The organism is Halonatronum saccharophilum DSM 13868 (genome assembly GCF_000517025.1).
Taxonomy (GTDB): domain Bacteria; phylum Bacillota; class Halanaerobiia; order Halobacteroidales; family Halobacteroidaceae; genus Halonatronum; species Halonatronum saccharophilum.
Genome location: NZ_KI912094.1, coordinates 364,707 through 381,953 on the forward strand (window position 1 = coordinate 364,707; position 17,247 = coordinate 381,953).

Genomic DNA, 17,247 nt, shown 5'->3' on the forward strand with positions numbered 1-17,247 from the left:
GTTACAACAAATTCTAATCATAGCCTGCCAATAAAAGATAATATTCTTAACCGAGAATTTGATGTATACTCAAAAAATAAAGTCTGGGTCTCAGACATCACATATATTCCTACTCAGGAAGGTTGGCTTTACCTTGCTGTCATAATAGATCTATATTCTCGTAAAGTTGTTGGTTGGTCAATGGATAGCACAATGAAAAAGAATCTTGTAATAAATGCTCTTAATATGGCTCTAAACAATCGCCAAGTCTCAAGAGGACTTATATTTCATTCAGATCGAGGAAGTCAGTACGCTAGTATAGAATTTCAAGAACTATTAATTGAAAATGGATTTAAATCATCAATGAGTCGTAAGGGTAATTGCTGGGATAATGCAGTGTCAGAAAGCTTTTTTGGAACATTGAAAACAGAATTAATTCATCATAATAACTATATAACAAGAGCTCAAGCAAGAAGAGATATATTTGTATATATTGAAGTCTTTTACAATAGATTTAGAATGCACTCGACTTTAAATTATAAAAGTCCAGAAAAATACGAAAACGAGAGAAAAGCCACTAAACTTAGTGTCTAATTTAATGGGGGAACCTCAATAATACGATCACTACAATTAGTTAAAGTCTCAGCTGCATTGGCCAACCGGCGAAGCCTTACATACTCCATTACAGGCTTATTCACTAAACATCTGAACAACCTTTGATAATAAAAGGGTGAAAGATATGCCATCTGTGATAATTGTTCAATTCCAATTTCCTCTGATAAATTGTCCTCAATAAAATTTAAAGTTTCTTGTACTGACTCCCATGATTTCATAATATATACACCTCCTAACCTTATCATAACAGAATATCAACATATTATCTTGACTTACAATGCCTAATTTAGGCATACTCATCCTCAAGTTAACCACTTTACACAAAAGCAAAATTAAAATCAACTCTAAACTTTGGTTCTAGAAGCAAGAATATTTTAACTAATTTTATTATTTATTCTTTGTTATACTATACTAGCCTTAGTTTCTTTATCTCCCCCTGATGCTGCTTTTAAAGATAATCTGTAAACTGCTTCTATCAGCGTGCTTTTACAAAGTGAATATAAATTAAATGATATTTGCAAAATCAGAAGTAAATTTTCAAACCAAAACTATAAAAAAAGGGCTGCCTCCAAATGAGACGCCCCTTCTAAAAAATCTACCCTTCTAACTTTTCTCTTAAAATCTTATTTACCATTCCTGGATTGGCTTTTCCACGAGTTGCTTTCATAGTTTGACCGACTAAGAATCCAATAACATTCTTGTTACCACTGTTATAATCATCAACAGCACTTTGATTCTCTTCTAGTACCTTAGAAACTATATTCTCTAATTCAGAAGAATCACTAATCTGTTTTAACCCTTTCTCCTCTACGATGGTATCAGGAGTCTTTCCAGTTGCAAACATCTCTTCAAATACAGTCTTAGCTATCTTACTAGAAATTATTCCGTCATCCATTAACTTAAGCATCTGGGCCAAATCTTTAGGTTCAAATTTCACCTCAGAGATTGTTATATCCTCCTCATTGAGTAACCTTAAGAAATCTCCCATCATCCAGTTACTAACAGCTTTAGCATTGTCATAATCACTTACAACTCCCTCAAAGAAGTCTGCCATCTGGCGATCAGCAGTAATTACACCTGCATCATATTCAGGAATACCAAGCTCTTCTACATAACGCTTCTGACGAGTGTCTGGAAGCTCTGGTATCTCCTCCTTAATCTTAGCAACCCATTGGTCATCAACAACAACTGGTACTAAATCTGGCTCTGGGAAATATCTATAGTCATGAGCCTCCTCTTTACTACGCATAGCTCTAGTCTTACCTGCTTCATCATCCCAAGTCATAGTACCTTGAACAATCTCTCCTCCAGATTCTAATACCTTCTTTTGACGCTTTGGTTCATAATAAAGCGCCTTCTCAATAGCCTTAAAGGAGTTCATATTCTTAAGTTCAGTTCTAGTTCCTAATTTATCAGAGCCAACTGGAGCTATTGAAATATTAACATCAGCCCTCATAGACCCTTGAGACATATCACAATCTGAAACTCCTATATATTCTAAGATACTTCTTATCTTCTTTAAATAAGCAATTGCTTGAGCAGGAGAGTGAATATCTGGTTCACTTACAATCTCAATTAAAGGAGTTCCCACACGATTATAATCTACTAAACTAGAATTAGCATTAGAAATGTCTCCATCATGATTCAACTTACCAGCATCCTCTTCTAAATGAATCCTAGTAATTCCTACTATCATCTCTTCTTCACCTTCAGGATTAATCTTAACTTCTCCATCCTCACAGAAAGGAAGATCAAATTGAGATATCTGATAAGCTTTAGGTAGATCAGCATAGAAATAATTCTTTCTATCAAACTTACTAAAAGTTGCTATCTCACAGTTTAAAGCAAGACCTGCCTTAATAATATAATCTACTGCCTTTTCATTTAAGACTGGCAAAGTACCTGGTAACCCTAAACAAATAGGGCATGTATGAGTATTTGGCTCTCCACCAAATTCGTTCTTACAGCTACAGAAAATCTTTGTATTAGTATCTAATTGAGCATGAATTTCCAACCCAACCGTCATCTCATAACCATCTAACATAAAAACTACACCTCCACTTTTTTAGCTACTGGCCAACGGCTAATAGTTGTTGGCCCGGTTTTAATATACTTTCCATTTAACACATACTTTTTAAATTATATAATTTCATTTTAACAATACAATGTAGGGACAGCCCTATATGTCTTGCCCTAGGCGTAACTGTTTGGGCAAACATTACTATATTTGAAATCTTATATAACTTGTATGATATATTCAAACTTTAATTCAAAAAAAATTCAACTTAAATAATTTTAAAACAATTCACTTACACCTACCTACAAACTCGGTTTTTCCTTATGATGCTTCGTTTCTTGTTCAAAGGCATAAGCAACTTGGAATATCTTCTCTTCTTCGAAATGATTCCCCATTATCTGTAAACCAATAGGTAAACCTTTACTATCTAAACCACAAGGCATAGATAAAGCTGGAATACCAGCTAAGTTAATTGGAATTGTACAGATATCAGATAAATACATTTGTAATGGATCATTTGATTTATCTCCAATCTTAAAGGCTGTAGTTGGAGTAACTGGAGAAATAAGAACATCATACTCTTCAAAAGCCCTCTCAAAATCTTGTTTAACTAAAGTTCTAACCTTTTGAGCTTTCTTATAGTAAGCATCATAATAACCTGAACTTAAAGCATAAGTACCAAGCATTACTCTCCTCTTTACCTCATCACCAAAACCTTCTCTTCTAGTCTTCTTATACATATCAACTAAACCATTAGCCTCTTCACTGCGGTGGCCATATCTTACACCATCATAACGGGCCAAATTCGAACTAGCCTCAGCTGGAGCAATTAAATAATAAGCCGACAAAGCATAGTCTGTATGAGGTAAAGAGACCTCTTCATATTCGGCTCCTAACTCTTCTAGCTTATTAATCGCTTTCCAAACTGCATCCTTAACCTCTTTATCAATACCATCACCAAAATATTCACTTGGAACACCTATCTTCATTCCTTTAATATCCTTACCCAAAGCCTTAGTATAATCTGGTACCTCTACTTGAGCAGAAGTAGAATCCATCTTATCATGACCAGCAACATAATTCATAGCCAAAGCACAATCTCTAATATCCTTACTAAAAGGACCAATCTGGTCTAATGAAGAAGCAAAGGCTACTAATCCAAAACGAGAAACTAAACCATAAGTAGGCTTCAAACCGACAACTCCACATAAAGCAGCCGGTTGTCTAATTGAACCACCCGTGTCAGAACCAAAAGAGATTATTGCTTCGTCAGCTGCTACAGCTGCAGCAGATCCTCCACTTGATCCGCCAGGAACTCTATCTAAATCCCAAGGATTAGTAGTAGTCTTCATTCCTGAATTTTCAGTAGAAGAACCCATAGCAAACTCATCCATATTAGCTTTTCCTACCATAACTGCATCAGCATCAAATAATTTCTCAACTGTAGTTGCATTATAAGGTGGTTTATAATTATGTAATATCTTAGATGCACAGGTTGTCCTAACACCTTTAGTAGACATATTATCCTTAATAGCAATAGGAATACCTGCTAACGGGCCAACCTTCTCCCCATTGGCAATCTTTTCATCCACCTCTTTAGCTTTTTTTAAAGCCTCCTCTTTAGTCAAAGTTATGTAAGAATTTACTTTATCTTCAACCTCATCAATTCTACCATAAACCGATTCTACTATCTCTTCTGCACTAACTTCCTCATTTACTAACTTCTTATGAAGCTCATGGGCAGTTAATCTGTATAATTCCATCTTAATTCCCTCCTTATATTTTAGCTATCAACTATCTGCTGTCAGCTAAAGTTCAAAATCTCTTTGTTCTTTCTTATCTATTCTCTGCTCTTCTAGCTTATTCAACAATCTTAGGAACCTTGAACATACCTTTGTCTTTATCAGGAGCATTAGATAATGCCAACTCTCTATCTAAAGAATCTTCCACCTTATCTTCTCTAAAGACATTCTTAATTGGTAAAACATGAGCAGTAGGCTCTACATCATCAGTATCCAACTCATTTAACTTCTCAGCGTGATCTAAAATATCACTTAATTGATGAGCAAAAGTATCCTTCTCCTCCTCATTAACCTCTAAACGGGCCAAATGAGCAACCTTCTCAACAGTCTCCTTATCGATCTTCATCCTTAATCACCCTCTCTTCATTTATATTAAAACATCAACGAATTCAACTAATTAATCATTATATCATAATTACTTATCATGGACAATACTAGTGGCACGATCGTGCCACTAGTATTGAGTGACAGGTAATGAGTAAGGTCAAAACCTAAAAATCTCTTATGAACCCCGGTCAACACAGGAGTTTCAATCTTTTCAAGGTATTACTCATTACTCTTCTACTATCTTAACCTCTTTAATAACATCCCCTGCTCTAATATCATCAATAACATCTAAGCCTTCTACAACTTTACCAAAGCAAGTATGATTCCCATCAAGGTGAGCAGTTCTATCTCTACTATGGCAGATAAAAAACTGAGATCCACCAGTATTTCTCCCAGCATGGGCCATTGACAATACTCCGCGATCATGGTATTGATTATCTCCATCCAATTCACAATCTATAGTATAACCAGGACCACCAGTTCCTGTCCCCTTTGGACATCCTCCTTGAATAACAAAATTAGGTATTACTCTATGAAAAGTCAACCCATCATAAAATCCATCCTTAGCCAATTTACAAAAATTATCTACTGTATTTGGTGCATCCTTCTCATAAAATTCAATCTCCATAGTTCCTTTTTCAGTCTCCATTATCGCTTTTCTCATTATAAATCCCCCTTAAATAAAGTTATTAAAAATTATAAAAATGCGCTGTGCTAATATTAAAGTGATGCTTAATAGGTAATAAAGTGTCGCTTTATTACTGGTGATGAGTAATCAGTAATGAGTAATGGGTAAAACCTTAAAAAAACAGAAACCCCTTTGTTACCTAAGACTTATAAGAGGTTTTGAGATTTTGACTTTACTCATTACTCTTCACTCATTACCCATTACTAGTGGCACGAAAGTGCCACTTTATTACTATCAATTTCAACTATCAATTATATCTCTAAAGCCTTTCTCGTCCAAAATTTCAATGCCTAACTCCTGGGCTTTTTCATACTTAGATCCTGGATTCTCCCCTACTACAACATAGTCAGTATTCTTACTTACCGAAGAAGTTACCCTTCCTCCCAGTTTTGTAATAGCTTCTTTAGCATCTTTACGGGTGAATTCTTCTAGAGTTCCAGTAACTACAAACTTCTTTCCCTCTAAAGTGTTGCTTAACTCTAAACTTTCAGGTTCAAGATTAACTCCTGCTTCTTTAAGTTTCTTTATTATCTTAAGGTTCTGCTCTTGAGAGAAATAACTGACTATACTTTGAGCAATCTTTGGCCCAATCTCGTTGATTTCTCCAAGTTCTTCCTCACCTGCTTGAGCAACCTTATCGATGCTATCATAGTTTTGGGCCAACACCTGAGCAACTCTACTTCCAACATGGCGAATCCCTAAACCAAATAGAACCTGAGCCAAAGAGTTATCCTTACTTCTCTTCAAAGCATCAAGGACATTTTGACTAGATTTTTCACCCATCCTATCTAAATTCATCAGCTCTTCCTTCTTTAAAGAATATAGATCACCTATATCACTTATTAGCTTATTCTCTAATAATTGCTCTATTAAAGCAGGGCCAACACCTTCAATGTTCATAGCATTTCTTTGGACAAAGTGGATAATCTCTTCTTTTAACTTAGCAGGACAAGCTCCTCCAGTACAACTAATAACAACCTCACCATCAAGGCGGACAGCTTCTGCTCCACAGACTGGACACTGCTTAGGAATAGAGAACTTCTTCTCACCACCTGATCGTTTATCCTTTAACACCTTCACAACTTGAGGAATAATATCCCCTGCTTTTTGGATAATTACCTTATCTCCAATTCTAACACCCTTGCGCTCAATTTCATCTTGATTATGTAAAGTAGCCCGACCTACCATAGATCCATCCAATAAAACCGGCTCTAAGATAGCTGTTGGCGTTAATGCTCCAGTTCTACCTACAGTTATCTCTATATCTTTAACCTTTGTCTCCTTTTGTTGAGCTGGAAACTTATAAGCTATAGCCCACCGTGGGTGCTTAGCAGTTCTTCCTAGATCATTACGCAAAGCCAATTTATCTACCTTTATTACTATCCCATCAATCTCATAATTTAATTCTTCTCTATGGTCAGTCCAATACTCACAATAATCAATAACCTGATCAATATCTTTACACTTTTTTCTTTGAGGGTTAACTTTAAAACCTAACTCCTCTAAGTAATCTAATCTATAGCTATGTTTTTCAAAGGATTTACCTTCTATATTAGGGGAGTCATAAATAAAGATATCTAAAGGACGAGTAGCAGCCACCTTGGGATCTAACTGTCGCATTGATCCTGCTGCAGCATTTCGGGGGTTAGCAAAGAGATCTTCCCCTAAATTCTCTCGCTCTTTATTAAACTCTATAAACTTATCCTTTGGAAAGTAAACTTCCCCTCTAACCTCTAAATCAATCTCTTCTTGTAACCTTAGTGGAATTGATTTTAATGTTCTTATATTATGGCTAATATCCTCACCTATAGTTCCATTCCCTCTAGTTGCAGCTTGGGTCAGTTTTCCACCTTCATAGATTAAAGAAGCAGAAAGACCATCAATCTTTAACTCTACTACATACTCTATATTTTCATCAATCTTCTTAATCCTGTTATCAAAGTCCCGTAATTCCTCTTGAGAGAAAGACTTGGCTAGACTAAGCATTGGATATCTATGCTCAACTTTAGCAAATTCGTCTATAGCCTCTCCACCAACTCTTTGGGTAGGTGAATTTGGAGTGATTAATTCTGGATATTCTTCCTCCAACTCTACTAACCTCTGCATCATCTTATCATACTCTCTATCACTTATCTTAGGCTTATCTAAGACAAAGTAATAATAATCATGCCGATTAATCTCTTCTCTTAACTCTTCTAACTCTGCTTTTATCTCTTCCATCTAACCACCTCTTAGTAGACATTAACCTTTATTATATCTAAAAACAACTATAATCATACATCTCAAATTATTAACTTAGAGATAGAAGTAAAAAATCCTTCATTTATGTAGAAATAAAGCAGAGCTTTATTTCTACAGCTATCAGCTTTCAGTCGTCAGCTAAAAGGATTAAGGTCTTAATCTTAGCTGATGACTGACGACTAGTAGTGCGCTAGTGCTACTTAATTTCAAATATATGTCAGATTCTTTGCATTTACTTTATTAATATAGTATAATATTGGTGGATTTGTTTTTTGAAAGGAAATTCCCTAAGCCTAATTTGGCAAGGAGGTTAAAGTATGAAAATTATTATTGTTGGTGGAGGTAAAAAGGGTTATCAACTAGCTAAATACTGTCATGAATTTGGTCATAGTGTAAAAGTTATTGAATCAGATAAGAATAAAGTTCTTAAGCTAAAAGAACTACAAGTAGAAGTGGTGTTAGGTGATGGTACTCAAAAAAAGTTCTTAGAAAAAGCTGGAGCTGAAAAATCTGATATTGTAGTTGCAGTTACTAGTAATGACCAAGATAACTTAGTAATCTGCCAATTAGCCGAGAGACAATTTAATGTGAAAAGAACATTAACTTTGGTCAATAACCCTGGAAATGAAAAATTATTTGAATGGTTAGGAGTAAATCAAGTTATAAGCTCTACTTCATTAATGTTAGGATTAATTCAAGATGAAATTGAGATTAAAAAGAACTCAAATCTGTGGGCTGATAGTGTCAAAGATTTAAAGATGCATTATATTCAAATAAATGAATTATCCCCAATTAAAGATACTATGGTCAAGAATATTCATATCCCTGATGAAGCAATCTTGATAACAATCTTAAGGGGGGATGAAGCGATAGTACCACGTGGTAACACAATAATTAAAGCTAAAGATACTATAATTGCTTTAGCAAATTCTGAAGCTGAAGAACAACTAAATGAACTACTAACTGGTGGAGAAAATAAAAAAGTAGTATAATTGATATAACCTAAAAAAATACCATTAGTTTATAATATGAAAAGAGTAGGTTCTGAATAATTTTTATCCAAGACCTACTCTTTTTATATTATCCAAAGTATCTATCAAGTAATCCTTTTAGCATAGTTGCATGTCTAGCCTCATCCTTAGCAGACTCTTCAAAATAACCACTTAAAGTATCAATCCCCTTTTCTTTAGCCTTCATAGCAGCCTGATGCTTAGCACGATTGGCCCCTTGCTCACCTCTTAACATCTGCTCTAAATTTTCCTTAGTAGCTCCAATCTTAGCATTTAATTCAGCAAAACGAGACGCATGATCAAGTTCTTCTAAAGCAATTCTTTTAAGAACCTCTGCAATTTCAGGATAACCTTCTCTTTGGGCTTGACGAGCCATAGCAAAATAAAGTCCTGCTTCCTTAGTTTCACCATCAAAGTTCATCTCCACTGCATCCTCTAACTTCGTATCCTTAGCAATACCTAATTCATTCTCAGTAACAAATTCCATTTATATCTCCTCCTTTAAATTATTGACTTGGAATTAATTATTCTTAAACTCAAACCCATCCCATGGGATTATATTTCCATAAAGCATTAACTGTAATGCTTCTCTTGTATTATTTAAAAAACACTTTTTTGTATGGTATGTACCACAATGTTCACAACAATTATTTACTGCTTCATAGATCTCTTCTAGCTTATCTTCCTCATAATTTTTCTCATCCGAGAAATCAAAGCTTTCTTTAATAAACTTCTCATCTAACCTCTTCTCATACTTACTATAATTAAGCAAATTAGACTTAACCTTATCTAACATACAAGCTGATGAGATATCAAAATGATTATCACACTTTAGACAGGCTCCTCTAGCTAAATTATATGATTTTAGAACTTTATACTTCGGTATTTCAAACATTATACCCCTCCAATCCTTGAATATTCAACTAATAGTAATAGTTACTGTTATTATTATAGCAAAACTGTTTTACCTTGTCAAATAAAAAACTGGGCCATTGGCCCAGTTTTTTATTCTCTCTATTATATATAATCGTATGCTGTAAAACTTTATTACTATTAAGCTAAATAATCAGATAAGACAGGTACAACCTGCTTCTTCCTTGATAATACAGCATCTAGGTAAACTTCAGTTTCTTTAACATCTACTGAGAAGGCTTGAGAGATATCACTATTTGCTTCGTTATTGAATAACAAAAGGCTTCCTTCTGCTATAATATCTGTAACCATTAAAACTAAGAACTTATAACCTTTCTCTTCAACTATCTCTTCTATAGCTTCTAATAGATCTTCTTTAACTTCATCTATCTCACTTAAACTCATAATTTCAATCTGCCCTACACCAATAAGATCACCAGCAAATTCATACTCTTTATAATCATTCTCTATAATCTCTCTTGGAGATAATGTACTTATTACAGAACCGGCTTTAAATAGTTCTATTCCGTACTTCTCAATATCAAGATCTAACCTTTTAGCCAACTCCTTAGCAATCTCCTTATCAACATCTGTACAAGTTGGTGATCTGAAAATAACTGTGTCTGAGAGAATAGCTGATAATAACAACCCAGCCATCTGATCACTAACCTCTACACCATTTTCTTTATATAACTTAGTTATGATTGTACAAGTAGAACCAACAGTCTCATTTTTAAAGAAGATTGGCCCATCAGTCTCAATTCCACCCAATCTATGGTGATCAACTATACCAACTATCTGATTCATATCCAAGCCTGAGATAGCTTGGCTCATTTCATTGTGGTCAACTAAAACAACCTTTTCATCACCTTTTAACTTTTTAACTAATTTAGGAGCTTCTACCTCAAATTTATCTAAAACAAATTCAGTCTCAGCATTGATCTTACCAGATCGAATAGCCTCAACCTCTTCTCCTAATTCCTTTCTTAAATTAGCATAAGTAACTGCAGCACAGATAGAATCTGTATCTGGATTTTGATGTCCTACAACATAAGTCTTCATTTTCAAATTCCTCCCTTTTTATTAATTGATAGTTGTCAATTGATAATTGATAGTTATAAGTCAAAAGCTGAAACAATTATAAAATTTCTATTTATATAATAATTTCAGTTTTAGATTTCAAAAAACAAATCCTTTATACTAAAAAAATCATAAATATATATTAACTTTTTTCACTTCAAGATCTTTACTATCAATTATCAATTATCAATTTTAAACTATATTTTTTTCAGTTTAACATACTCCAACGCTAACTCTTTAACACCCTTCTCAGGGAAGGCTACTGTCACCTTCTCTAAGCCATCACTTTTATCAAAGGAAATGACTGTTCCTTGGCCCCAGCTTTGGTGAATAACTCTATCACCTAAACCAAAATCATAGCCTTTCTTCTCAACTACCTCTTCTACCTTTATCTCCTCATCTCCTCTAAAAAGATCCTCTGGAATCTCTGCCAGAAAGCGCGAAGGTCGATTATATTGTACTGAACCATAAACCTTGCGATAGGTAGCGTGAGTTAAGTATAACCTTTCTTGGGCTCGAGTTATACCTACATAACATAGCCTTCTCTCTTCAGCAATATCCTCTTGTGATTCTAAGGATCTAATATGTGGGAATAACTCTTCCTCCATTCCTACTAAAAAGACAACAGGAAATTCAAGCCCTTTGGCACTATGTAAGGTCATTAGCAAAATGGCATCTGCCTGCTCATCTAATTTATCTATATCAGAGGTTAAAGCAACATCCTCTAAGTATTCTTCTAAACTAGCTTCGACTTCACCACTAATAAATTCCTCCATAGAAGCTAATAACTCTTTAATATTTTCTAACCTAGTTTGAGCTTCAATTGTATTCTCTAGCTCTAATTGTTTCTTATAACCACTTCTTTTAAGTACTTCTTCAGTTAAGGATAAAACATCATTCTCTTTAGCTACTCCCTTTAATTCCTCTATTAGTTCACCAAAGCCTCTAACCTTATTAGCAAAACGACTACTTATAGTTGATATCTGATCAACTATATAGATAGCATCTAATAAATTAATTCCTTCCTCTTGAGCAAAATCCTTTAACCTCCCAACCGTCGTTGACCCAATCCCTCTTTTAGGAACATTGATAATTCTCTCTAGGCTCAACTGATCTTCTGGATTATAAATAACCCTTAAATAAGCTAAGATGTCTTTGATCTCTTTTCGATCATAAAACTTAAGGCCACCAACTATCTTATAAGGAATTCTCTCTTTCATCAAGGTTGCCTCTAAAACACGGGATTGGGCATTAGTTCTATAAAGGATACTAAAATCAGAGAACTTATAACCTTCCTCTTCTTTAAGCTCTTTGATTTGGCTGCATAAATACTTGGCTTCATCACTACCACTAGAAGCCTTATATAAAGTTAAAGGATGACCTTTATCATTATCAGTCCATAGCCTCTTCTCTTTACGGTCTAAATTATTAGAAACTACATTAAATGCTGCATCTAAAATCACCTTAGTAGAACGATAATTCTGCTCTAACTTAATCACCTTAGTATCGGGATAATCTTGCTCAAAGCTTAGGATATTAGTAATATCTGCACCTCTAAATCCATAAATCCCTTGATCATCATCGCCAACTACACAGATATTTCTATATTTTTGGGCCAACAAAGAGACCAATCTATATTGGGCATAGTTAACATCCTGATACTCATCTACCATAATATATTTAAATCTCTCTTGGTAATGATCTAAAACTAATGGGTATTCTTCAAAAAGTTCTACCGTCTTCATAATCAGATCATCAAAATCTAAGGCATTGTTGGCCCTTAATCGTTTCTGATATTCCCTATATACCCCTGCAACGGTACTTTCAAAGTAATTATTCTCTTCATAATCTTGGGCAGAGATAAGTTGATTTTTAGCACTGCTTATACTCCCCAATATAGCTCTAGGATTAAACTTCTTAGGATCTATATCTAAATCCTTTAAGATATTCTTAATTAAAGTTCTTTGGTCTGCAGTATCAAATATAACAAAGTTAGATTCATAACCCACCTTTTTAATCTCTCTTCTTAATATCCTAACACAGATTGAATGGAAGGTACTAATCCACATTCCTTTACTATCTTTATCTACTAGTTTTTCTACTCTCTCCTTCATCTCATTAGCAGCCTTATTAGTAAAAGTTACAGCTAAAATATTTACTGGAGATACACCATATTCATAGATTAAATTTGCCACCCTATAGGTCAAAACTCTAGTCTTTCCGCTTCCAGCCCCTGCTAAAATTAGCAAAGGACCTATATTATGTATTGCTGCTTCTTGTTGCTTATCATTTAAATCAGATAATATATCCATAGTATCCCCCTTATTGACGGATAGGTTTTATTTGTATATTATATATTAAAATTATCTTCTTGTCTAATTCATAGGTCATATTAAAGGATAGAAAATCATACCTTTTAAGAGAAGGAGGTTTGTAAATGAAAAAACTTATTATCATCTTCATAATATTTATTTTGATAATATCTTTTTTAATCGGAGGAACCATATACCTTATTATCAACAGAAGACCTAAAACTGATACTGAAGAAAAAGTCTATTTACCAGAGGTAGTTATACACGATATAAAGGAGAATCAATTTAAGATAAATAAGATAGAAAAGGATTCAATCTTAGTGTTCTGGCTTCCTCAATCTAAAAGCTCCAAATTACAATTAAAAGCTTTAAATAATATCTATCAAGATCACAAAGAAAATATTGATATTTTAGCAATTGCTATTGGTAATATAGATCATAATCAACTAAGTGATATCAAAGAAAAATATAAATTAGATTTCCCCTTATTAATCGACTTAAAGGTTGAATTAACAGAAAAAATGCAGATAAGTACAATTCCAACTTTAGTCTTCTATAAACCCTATGGAGAACCTACAATTAAATATGGTCTAATAAATGAGTTAAAACTAGAGAAATTAATCAATACTTATCTAAAATAACTAATAGCAGTAAGTTGGCTTGTCCAACTTACTGCTATTAGTTATTTTAGAACGTTAATTTATGCACCTTTAAGTTCTTCTGCCATCTCTTCTAAACATCCAGAACAAATAATCTTTCCTTTAAAATCAACTGTATCTCCTGCTTCGCCACAGAAAGTACAAGCTGGCTCATATTTTTTAAAAATAACCTTATCATTATCTACATAAATTTCCAATGGATCTTTAGTGTCAATGTTTAAAGTTCTCCTTAATTCGATTGGAATTACCATTCTCCCTAAATTATCTACCTTTCTTACAATACCTGTTGATTTCATTTCTATTATCCCCCTTTAGGATATTATTTTATGATAGTCTATCACGATTTTAGAATTTTAAAATGTGATTCTTAATTCGTTGATAACTTGCTTATACCTTATCGAGGGGGATCTTCTTATTACTAAAACTAAAAAGCCCCCATTTAACCACATCATTACAAAATTTGTATTTTGAATTAAGTATAATGATCAAACTAACTAACCAACCATCTCACCTAGACATTCTTCACAGATAACCTTGCCCTTAAATTCAGTTACATCTCCAGCGTTACCGCAGAAGATACAAGCCGGCTCATATTTTTTAAATATAATTTTATCACTATCTACATAAATCTCTAACGGATCTTTGATATCAATCCCTAACGTCCTTCTTAATTCGATAGGAATTACAATCCTACCTAAATTATCCACTTTTCTTACAATACCTGTTGATTTCATATATTTCACTCCTCCTTTTTTATTTTATAAGACACGCTTCGACATTTCTTTGGATAAATTATATCAGTTAGTCCAACTTATGTCAAGATATTTTTTCCAAGAATTTTTTTGCACTAATTACTTATAAATGCTAATAAGTTTTTACTTATGAAATGACTTGTATTAGTTAGCTATTTCATCCAAACATTCTAAACAAACTATCTTTCCTTTAAACTCTGTTACATCCCCAGCATTATTGCAGAAAGTACAAGCTGGTTCATACTTTTTAAAGATAACTTTATTAGCGTCTACATAAATTTCCAATGGATCTTTTATATCAATCCCCAAAGTTCTTCTTAACTCGATCGGAATTACAATCCTACCTAAGTTATCCACTTTCCTTACAATACCTGTTGATTTCATAAAATATTGCACCTCTTTCTTTTGTTTTTTAGACACTTTTCGACATTTTTCTTACATATGAATTATATCAATTATTCCAACTTGTGTCAATACTTTTCCCATAAATTTAAAAATTGTTAAAATTCACTTCTTAAATAATAAAAAATAACTTTATAAATATTATATATAATAATATATCGCATTAAATGTTAAATAACAAAAAATTACTAACTATATAAAAAAAGAAAGTTTAAGGAATTCCCTTAAACTTTCTTTAATATATCTTGGGCTATTACAATACCTGATGATGATGCTTGCATTAAACCGCGAGTTATTCCTGCTCCATCACCGGCTGTATAAAGATTTTCAATTTTAGTTTCTAAGCTGTTATTAACCTCTAAACGCGAAGAATAAAATTTAACCTCTACACCATATAAAAGGGTATCTCTAGAATAAACACCTGGAGCTAACCTATCTAAAGCTTGTAACATTTCATCTATAGCCTTTAAATGGCGATAAGGAAGAACTAAACTCAAATCACCAGGAGTAGCATCCTTTAATGTAGGATCCACCAAACCTCTCTTAATCCTTTCAGGAGTCGACCTTCTTCCATTTAAAAAGTCACCTAGTCTTTGTACTATAACCCCTCCACCTAAAAGGTTAGCTAATTTAGCAATATCCTTACCATAAGTAATTGGTTCTTTAAAAGGTTCAGTAAAGGTCTTACTTACCAAAAGGGCAAAATTAGTATTCTTACTCTTTCTAGTAGCATGACTATGACCATTTACTGTAATCAAACCATTATTATTTTCATTCACAACTTCACCATTAGGACACATACAGAAGGTTCTTACCTTATCATCAAAGGTAGGTGAATGATAAATAAACTTTGATTCATATAAGATATCAGTAAGATCATTCATTACAGCAGCTGGTAATTCAACTCTTACACCTATGTCTACTGGGTTAATCGTCTTATTTACTTCTAATCTTTGTGCTTCATTACTAAGCCATTCTGCATTCTCTCGACCTGGTGCTACTACAAGAACTTCACTTTTGATATCTTCACCTTTACTAGTTCTTACTCCAATTGCCTTATTTTCTTTAGTTAATATTTCTTCTACCTTGACTCCTATCCTAACCTCAACACCTTGTTCTATTAAATATTCTTTCATATTAGCCAATACTTCTTTGCTATGTCCAGTTCCTAAATGTCTAATCTTAGATGGAATGAATTTTAATCCCGCTTTAATTGCATCATCATATATCTCATTAATAGTCTCTTCATCTGGGCCAAAGACCCTTTCAGGAGCTCCAAACTTCTTATAAACTTTGTCAGCATATGATATTAGTTTAGCCAACTTCTCTTTACCTATATAATCATCTAAATTACCACCAATCTCATTTGATAAGGTTAACTTACCATCACTATAGGCTCCAGCGCCTCCCCATCCACATACAATTGAACAATTCTTACATTTAACACAATTTATATCCTTAGACTTCATAGGACAATCTCTCTTATATATATCCCTACCCTTTTCTAAAATCAAAATCTTTAAAGACGAATTTTCTATCAACTCCAAAGCAGTAAAGATACCTGCCGGCCCTGCACCTACAATTACTACATCATACAAACTCATTAAACCACCCCTTAAAAAATGATAACGTTCGCATTATTTCTGAACAACACTACTTATAATACCATATTTTTCGGGATTAGTCAAACAAAGGCTAATTTTATTAGCTTAATTCTTTTTGAATGTTCGTATTTATCGGAATGGAGATGCTAACAAAGCCATCTTTATTAATTGGGCTAGGTAAATATAAAATAAAGCAACTAATAAAAAAACTCCATAATTAGGTAACATCCCACCTATGACCAAGAAATCATAAATACCATGAAGTAAAATTACCTGGATCAAACCTATATAAATTAAATTTGGCTTACCTTCGCATTTAGCTCTACCTAAATAATATCCCATTATTCCAGAGAAAGACGCATGAATCAAACTAGTTATTATAGCCCTAATCAATCCAACTTGATAACCAAAGACGTAAGCATACAATAAATTTTCAAATGCTGCAAAACCTAATCCAGCTGCTATTGAATATACTATTCCATCCATAACCTCATTGAATTCAGAAGAATTATATATTGTATATCTGATAACAGCAAACTTTCCAAACTCTTCTACCAAACCAATAACTCCAATTGTTAAAAGTAATAATACCATTAAATTCGGTGGTTGCGAGATCAAAGGAGCAAAAGGCATTTCAATTATTCCTACAGGGATAACAACCAAAGCACCATAAAAGAAAGCTAGCAGCACCAGCCTCTTTGGTTCAGGCTCATACTTATCCTTTCTATAAAAAAAATAAACCCATAATAAGCCTGGCAGAAAAGAGATTAATAATAACCAGAATAATCGCATCGCTTTCCTCCTAAATAACCTTTTTAATTATTATATCTGTAACTTGGATATCTTA

General features: G+C 33.5%; 18 protein-coding genes. 3 read left to right on the plus strand and 15 right to left on the minus strand.

Translation table 11 applies throughout. From position 1 onward, the window contains the following. The coding region (locus HALSAC_RS0105285) for an IS3 family transposase (protein ID WP_027339378.1) at positions 1-573 on the plus strand (573 nt) is incomplete at its 5' end. On the opposite strand, the gene HALSAC_RS0105290 is transcribed toward HALSAC_RS0105285, so the two are convergent. The 6 genes from HALSAC_RS0105290 to ligA all read right to left on the minus strand — a co-directional run bounded on the left by HALSAC_RS0105290 (position 570) and on the right by ligA (position 7,648). Next, positions 570-812, minus strand: a complete 243-nt coding sequence (locus tag HALSAC_RS0105290) for a helix-turn-helix transcriptional regulator (protein ID WP_027339379.1) — start codon at positions 810-812, stop codon at positions 570-572. The two genes, HALSAC_RS0105285 and HALSAC_RS0105290, sit on opposite strands and share 4 nt — an antisense overlap. A gap of 377 nt (positions 813-1,189) precedes the next feature. Next, positions 1,190-2,638, minus strand: coding sequence for an Asp-tRNA(Asn)/Glu-tRNA(Gln) amidotransferase subunit GatB (gene gatB, locus HALSAC_RS0105295; RefSeq protein ID WP_027339380.1), 1,449 nt, complete (start codon positions 2,636-2,638; stop codon positions 1,190-1,192). Between the two features lie 275 nt (positions 2,639-2,913). After that, positions 2,914-4,374, minus strand: a complete 1,461-nt coding sequence (gatA, locus tag HALSAC_RS0105300; protein WP_027339381.1) for an Asp-tRNA(Asn)/Glu-tRNA(Gln) amidotransferase subunit GatA — start codon at positions 4,372-4,374, stop codon at positions 2,914-2,916. A 97-nt stretch (positions 4,375-4,471) separates the two neighbouring features. Next, entirely contained in the window at positions 4,472-4,759 is a 288-nt protein-coding gene (gene gatC, locus HALSAC_RS0105305; RefSeq protein ID WP_027339382.1) for an Asp-tRNA(Asn)/Glu-tRNA(Gln) amidotransferase subunit GatC, read from the minus strand. A gap of 207 nt (positions 4,760-4,966) precedes the next feature. Continuing rightward, positions 4,967-5,404: a peptidylprolyl isomerase gene (locus tag HALSAC_RS0105310; RefSeq protein ID WP_027339383.1), complete on the minus strand. Its 438-nt coding sequence runs from the start codon at positions 5,402-5,404 to the stop codon at positions 4,967-4,969. Positions 5,405-5,668: 264 nt separating this feature from the next. Further along, positions 5,669-7,648, minus strand: a complete 1,980-nt coding sequence (ligA, locus tag HALSAC_RS0105315; RefSeq protein WP_027339384.1) for an NAD-dependent DNA ligase LigA — start codon at positions 7,646-7,648, stop codon at positions 5,669-5,671. Positions 7,649-7,986: 338 nt separating this feature from the next. On the opposite strand from ligA, the gene HALSAC_RS0105320 reads away from it, so the two are divergent. Further along, positions 7,987-8,661 carry a potassium channel family protein gene (locus HALSAC_RS0105320; protein WP_027339385.1) on the plus strand — a complete coding sequence of 225 codons (675 nt, stop codon included), beginning with the start codon at positions 7,987-7,989 and terminating at the stop codon, positions 8,659-8,661. A gap of 88 nt (positions 8,662-8,749) precedes the next feature. On the opposite strand, the gene HALSAC_RS0105325 is transcribed toward HALSAC_RS0105320, so the two are convergent. From HALSAC_RS0105325 to pcrA, 4 genes are all read right to left on the minus strand, one after another. Further along, positions 8,750-9,166 (minus strand): ferritin-like domain-containing protein, encoded by a 417-nt coding sequence (locus HALSAC_RS0105325; RefSeq protein ID WP_027339386.1) that lies wholly within the window; start codon positions 9,164-9,166, stop codon positions 8,750-8,752. 33 nt (positions 9,167-9,199) lie between these two features. Beyond that, positions 9,200-9,574 carry a hypothetical protein gene (locus HALSAC_RS0105330; protein ID WP_027339387.1) on the minus strand — a complete coding sequence of 125 codons (375 nt, stop codon included), beginning with the start codon at positions 9,572-9,574 and terminating at the stop codon, positions 9,200-9,202. A gap of 158 nt (positions 9,575-9,732) precedes the next feature. Further along, entirely contained in the window at positions 9,733-10,653 is a 921-nt protein-coding gene (locus HALSAC_RS0105335) for a manganese-dependent inorganic pyrophosphatase (protein ID WP_027339388.1), read from the minus strand. 215 nt (positions 10,654-10,868) lie between these two features. Further along, the gene (pcrA, locus tag HALSAC_RS0105340; RefSeq protein ID WP_027339389.1) at positions 10,869-12,983 is read right to left on the minus strand and encodes a DNA helicase PcrA; all 2,115 of its coding nucleotides are present in this window, start codon (positions 12,981-12,983) and stop codon (positions 10,869-10,871) included. Positions 12,984-13,108: 125 nt separating this feature from the next. Between pcrA and HALSAC_RS0105345 the strand changes: the two genes are divergently transcribed. After that, positions 13,109-13,624, plus strand: a complete 516-nt coding sequence (locus HALSAC_RS0105345; protein WP_027339390.1) for a TlpA family protein disulfide reductase — start codon at positions 13,109-13,111, stop codon at positions 13,622-13,624. Positions 13,625-13,683: 59 nt separating this feature from the next. Here HALSAC_RS0105345 and HALSAC_RS0105350 read toward each other — a convergent pair whose 3' ends face one another. The 5 genes from HALSAC_RS0105350 to HALSAC_RS0105370 form a co-directional block, all read right to left on the minus strand. Further along, entirely contained in the window at positions 13,684-13,938 is a 255-nt protein-coding gene (locus tag HALSAC_RS0105350) for an AbrB/MazE/SpoVT family DNA-binding domain-containing protein (protein WP_027339391.1), read from the minus strand. 198 nt (positions 13,939-14,136) lie between these two features. After that, positions 14,137-14,376: an AbrB/MazE/SpoVT family DNA-binding domain-containing protein gene (locus HALSAC_RS0105355; protein WP_027339392.1), complete on the minus strand. Its 240-nt coding sequence runs from the start codon at positions 14,374-14,376 to the stop codon at positions 14,137-14,139. 162 nt (positions 14,377-14,538) lie between these two features. Next, the gene (locus HALSAC_RS0105360; RefSeq protein WP_027339393.1) at positions 14,539-14,778 is read right to left on the minus strand and encodes an AbrB/MazE/SpoVT family DNA-binding domain-containing protein; all 240 of its coding nucleotides are present in this window, start codon (positions 14,776-14,778) and stop codon (positions 14,539-14,541) included. A 242-nt stretch (positions 14,779-15,020) separates the two neighbouring features. Then, positions 15,021-16,400, minus strand: coding sequence for an NAD(P)/FAD-dependent oxidoreductase (locus HALSAC_RS0105365; RefSeq protein WP_027339394.1), 1,380 nt, complete (start codon positions 16,398-16,400; stop codon positions 15,021-15,023). 129 nt (positions 16,401-16,529) lie between these two features. Continuing rightward, complete coding sequence (locus HALSAC_RS0105370; RefSeq protein ID WP_027339395.1) at positions 16,530-17,192, minus strand: PrsW family intramembrane metalloprotease; 663 nt, start codon at positions 17,190-17,192, stop codon at positions 16,530-16,532. Between the last annotated feature and the right edge of the window lie 55 nt (positions 17,193-17,247).

What these genes read in the sequence shown, in the direction of transcription:
- HALSAC_RS0105290 (WP_027339379.1), bottom strand. Translation starts at nt 812, where the DNA reads ATGAAATCATGGGAGTCAGTACAAGAAACTTTAAATTTTATTGAGGAC.
- gatB (WP_027339380.1), bottom strand. Translation starts at nt 2,638, where the DNA reads ATGTTAGATGGTTATGAGATGACGGTTGGGTTGGAAATTCATGCTCAA.
- gatA (WP_027339381.1), bottom strand. Translation starts at nt 4,374, where the DNA reads ATGGAATTATACAGATTAACTGCCCATGAGCTTCATAAGAAGTTAGTA.
- gatC (WP_027339382.1), bottom strand. Translation starts at nt 4,759, where the DNA reads ATGAAGATCGATAAGGAGACTGTTGAGAAGGTTGCTCATTTGGCCCGT.
- HALSAC_RS0105310 (WP_027339383.1), bottom strand. Translation starts at nt 5,404, where the DNA reads ATGAGAAAAGCGATAATGGAGACTGAAAAAGGAACTATGGAGATTGAA.
- ligA (WP_027339384.1), bottom strand. Translation starts at nt 7,648, where the DNA reads ATGGAAGAGATAAAAGCAGAGTTAGAAGAGTTAAGAGAAGAGATTAAT.
- HALSAC_RS0105320 (WP_027339385.1), top strand. Translation starts at nt 7,987, where the DNA reads ATGAAAATTATTATTGTTGGTGGAGGTAAAAAGGGTTATCAACTAGCT.
- HALSAC_RS0105325 (WP_027339386.1), bottom strand. Translation starts at nt 9,166, where the DNA reads ATGGAATTTGTTACTGAGAATGAATTAGGTATTGCTAAGGATACGAAG.
- HALSAC_RS0105330 (WP_027339387.1), bottom strand. Translation starts at nt 9,574, where the DNA reads ATGTTTGAAATACCGAAGTATAAAGTTCTAAAATCATATAATTTAGCT.
- HALSAC_RS0105335 (WP_027339388.1), bottom strand. Translation starts at nt 10,653, where the DNA reads ATGAAGACTTATGTTGTAGGACATCAAAATCCAGATACAGATTCTATC.
- pcrA (WP_027339389.1), bottom strand. Translation starts at nt 12,983, where the DNA reads ATGGATATATTATCTGATTTAAATGATAAGCAACAAGAAGCAGCAATA.
- HALSAC_RS0105345 (WP_027339390.1), top strand. Translation starts at nt 13,109, where the DNA reads ATGAAAAAACTTATTATCATCTTCATAATATTTATTTTGATAATATCT.
- HALSAC_RS0105350 (WP_027339391.1), bottom strand. Translation starts at nt 13,938, where the DNA reads ATGAAATCAACAGGTATTGTAAGAAAGGTAGATAATTTAGGGAGAATG.
- HALSAC_RS0105355 (WP_027339392.1), bottom strand. Translation starts at nt 14,376, where the DNA reads ATGAAATCAACAGGTATTGTAAGAAAAGTGGATAATTTAGGTAGGATT.
- HALSAC_RS0105360 (WP_027339393.1), bottom strand. Translation starts at nt 14,778, where the DNA reads ATGAAATCAACAGGTATTGTAAGGAAAGTGGATAACTTAGGTAGGATT.
- HALSAC_RS0105365 (WP_027339394.1), bottom strand. Translation starts at nt 16,400, where the DNA reads ATGAGTTTGTATGATGTAGTAATTGTAGGTGCAGGGCCGGCAGGTATC.
- HALSAC_RS0105370 (WP_027339395.1), bottom strand. Translation starts at nt 17,192, where the DNA reads ATGCGATTATTCTGGTTATTATTAATCTCTTTTCTGCCAGGCTTATTA.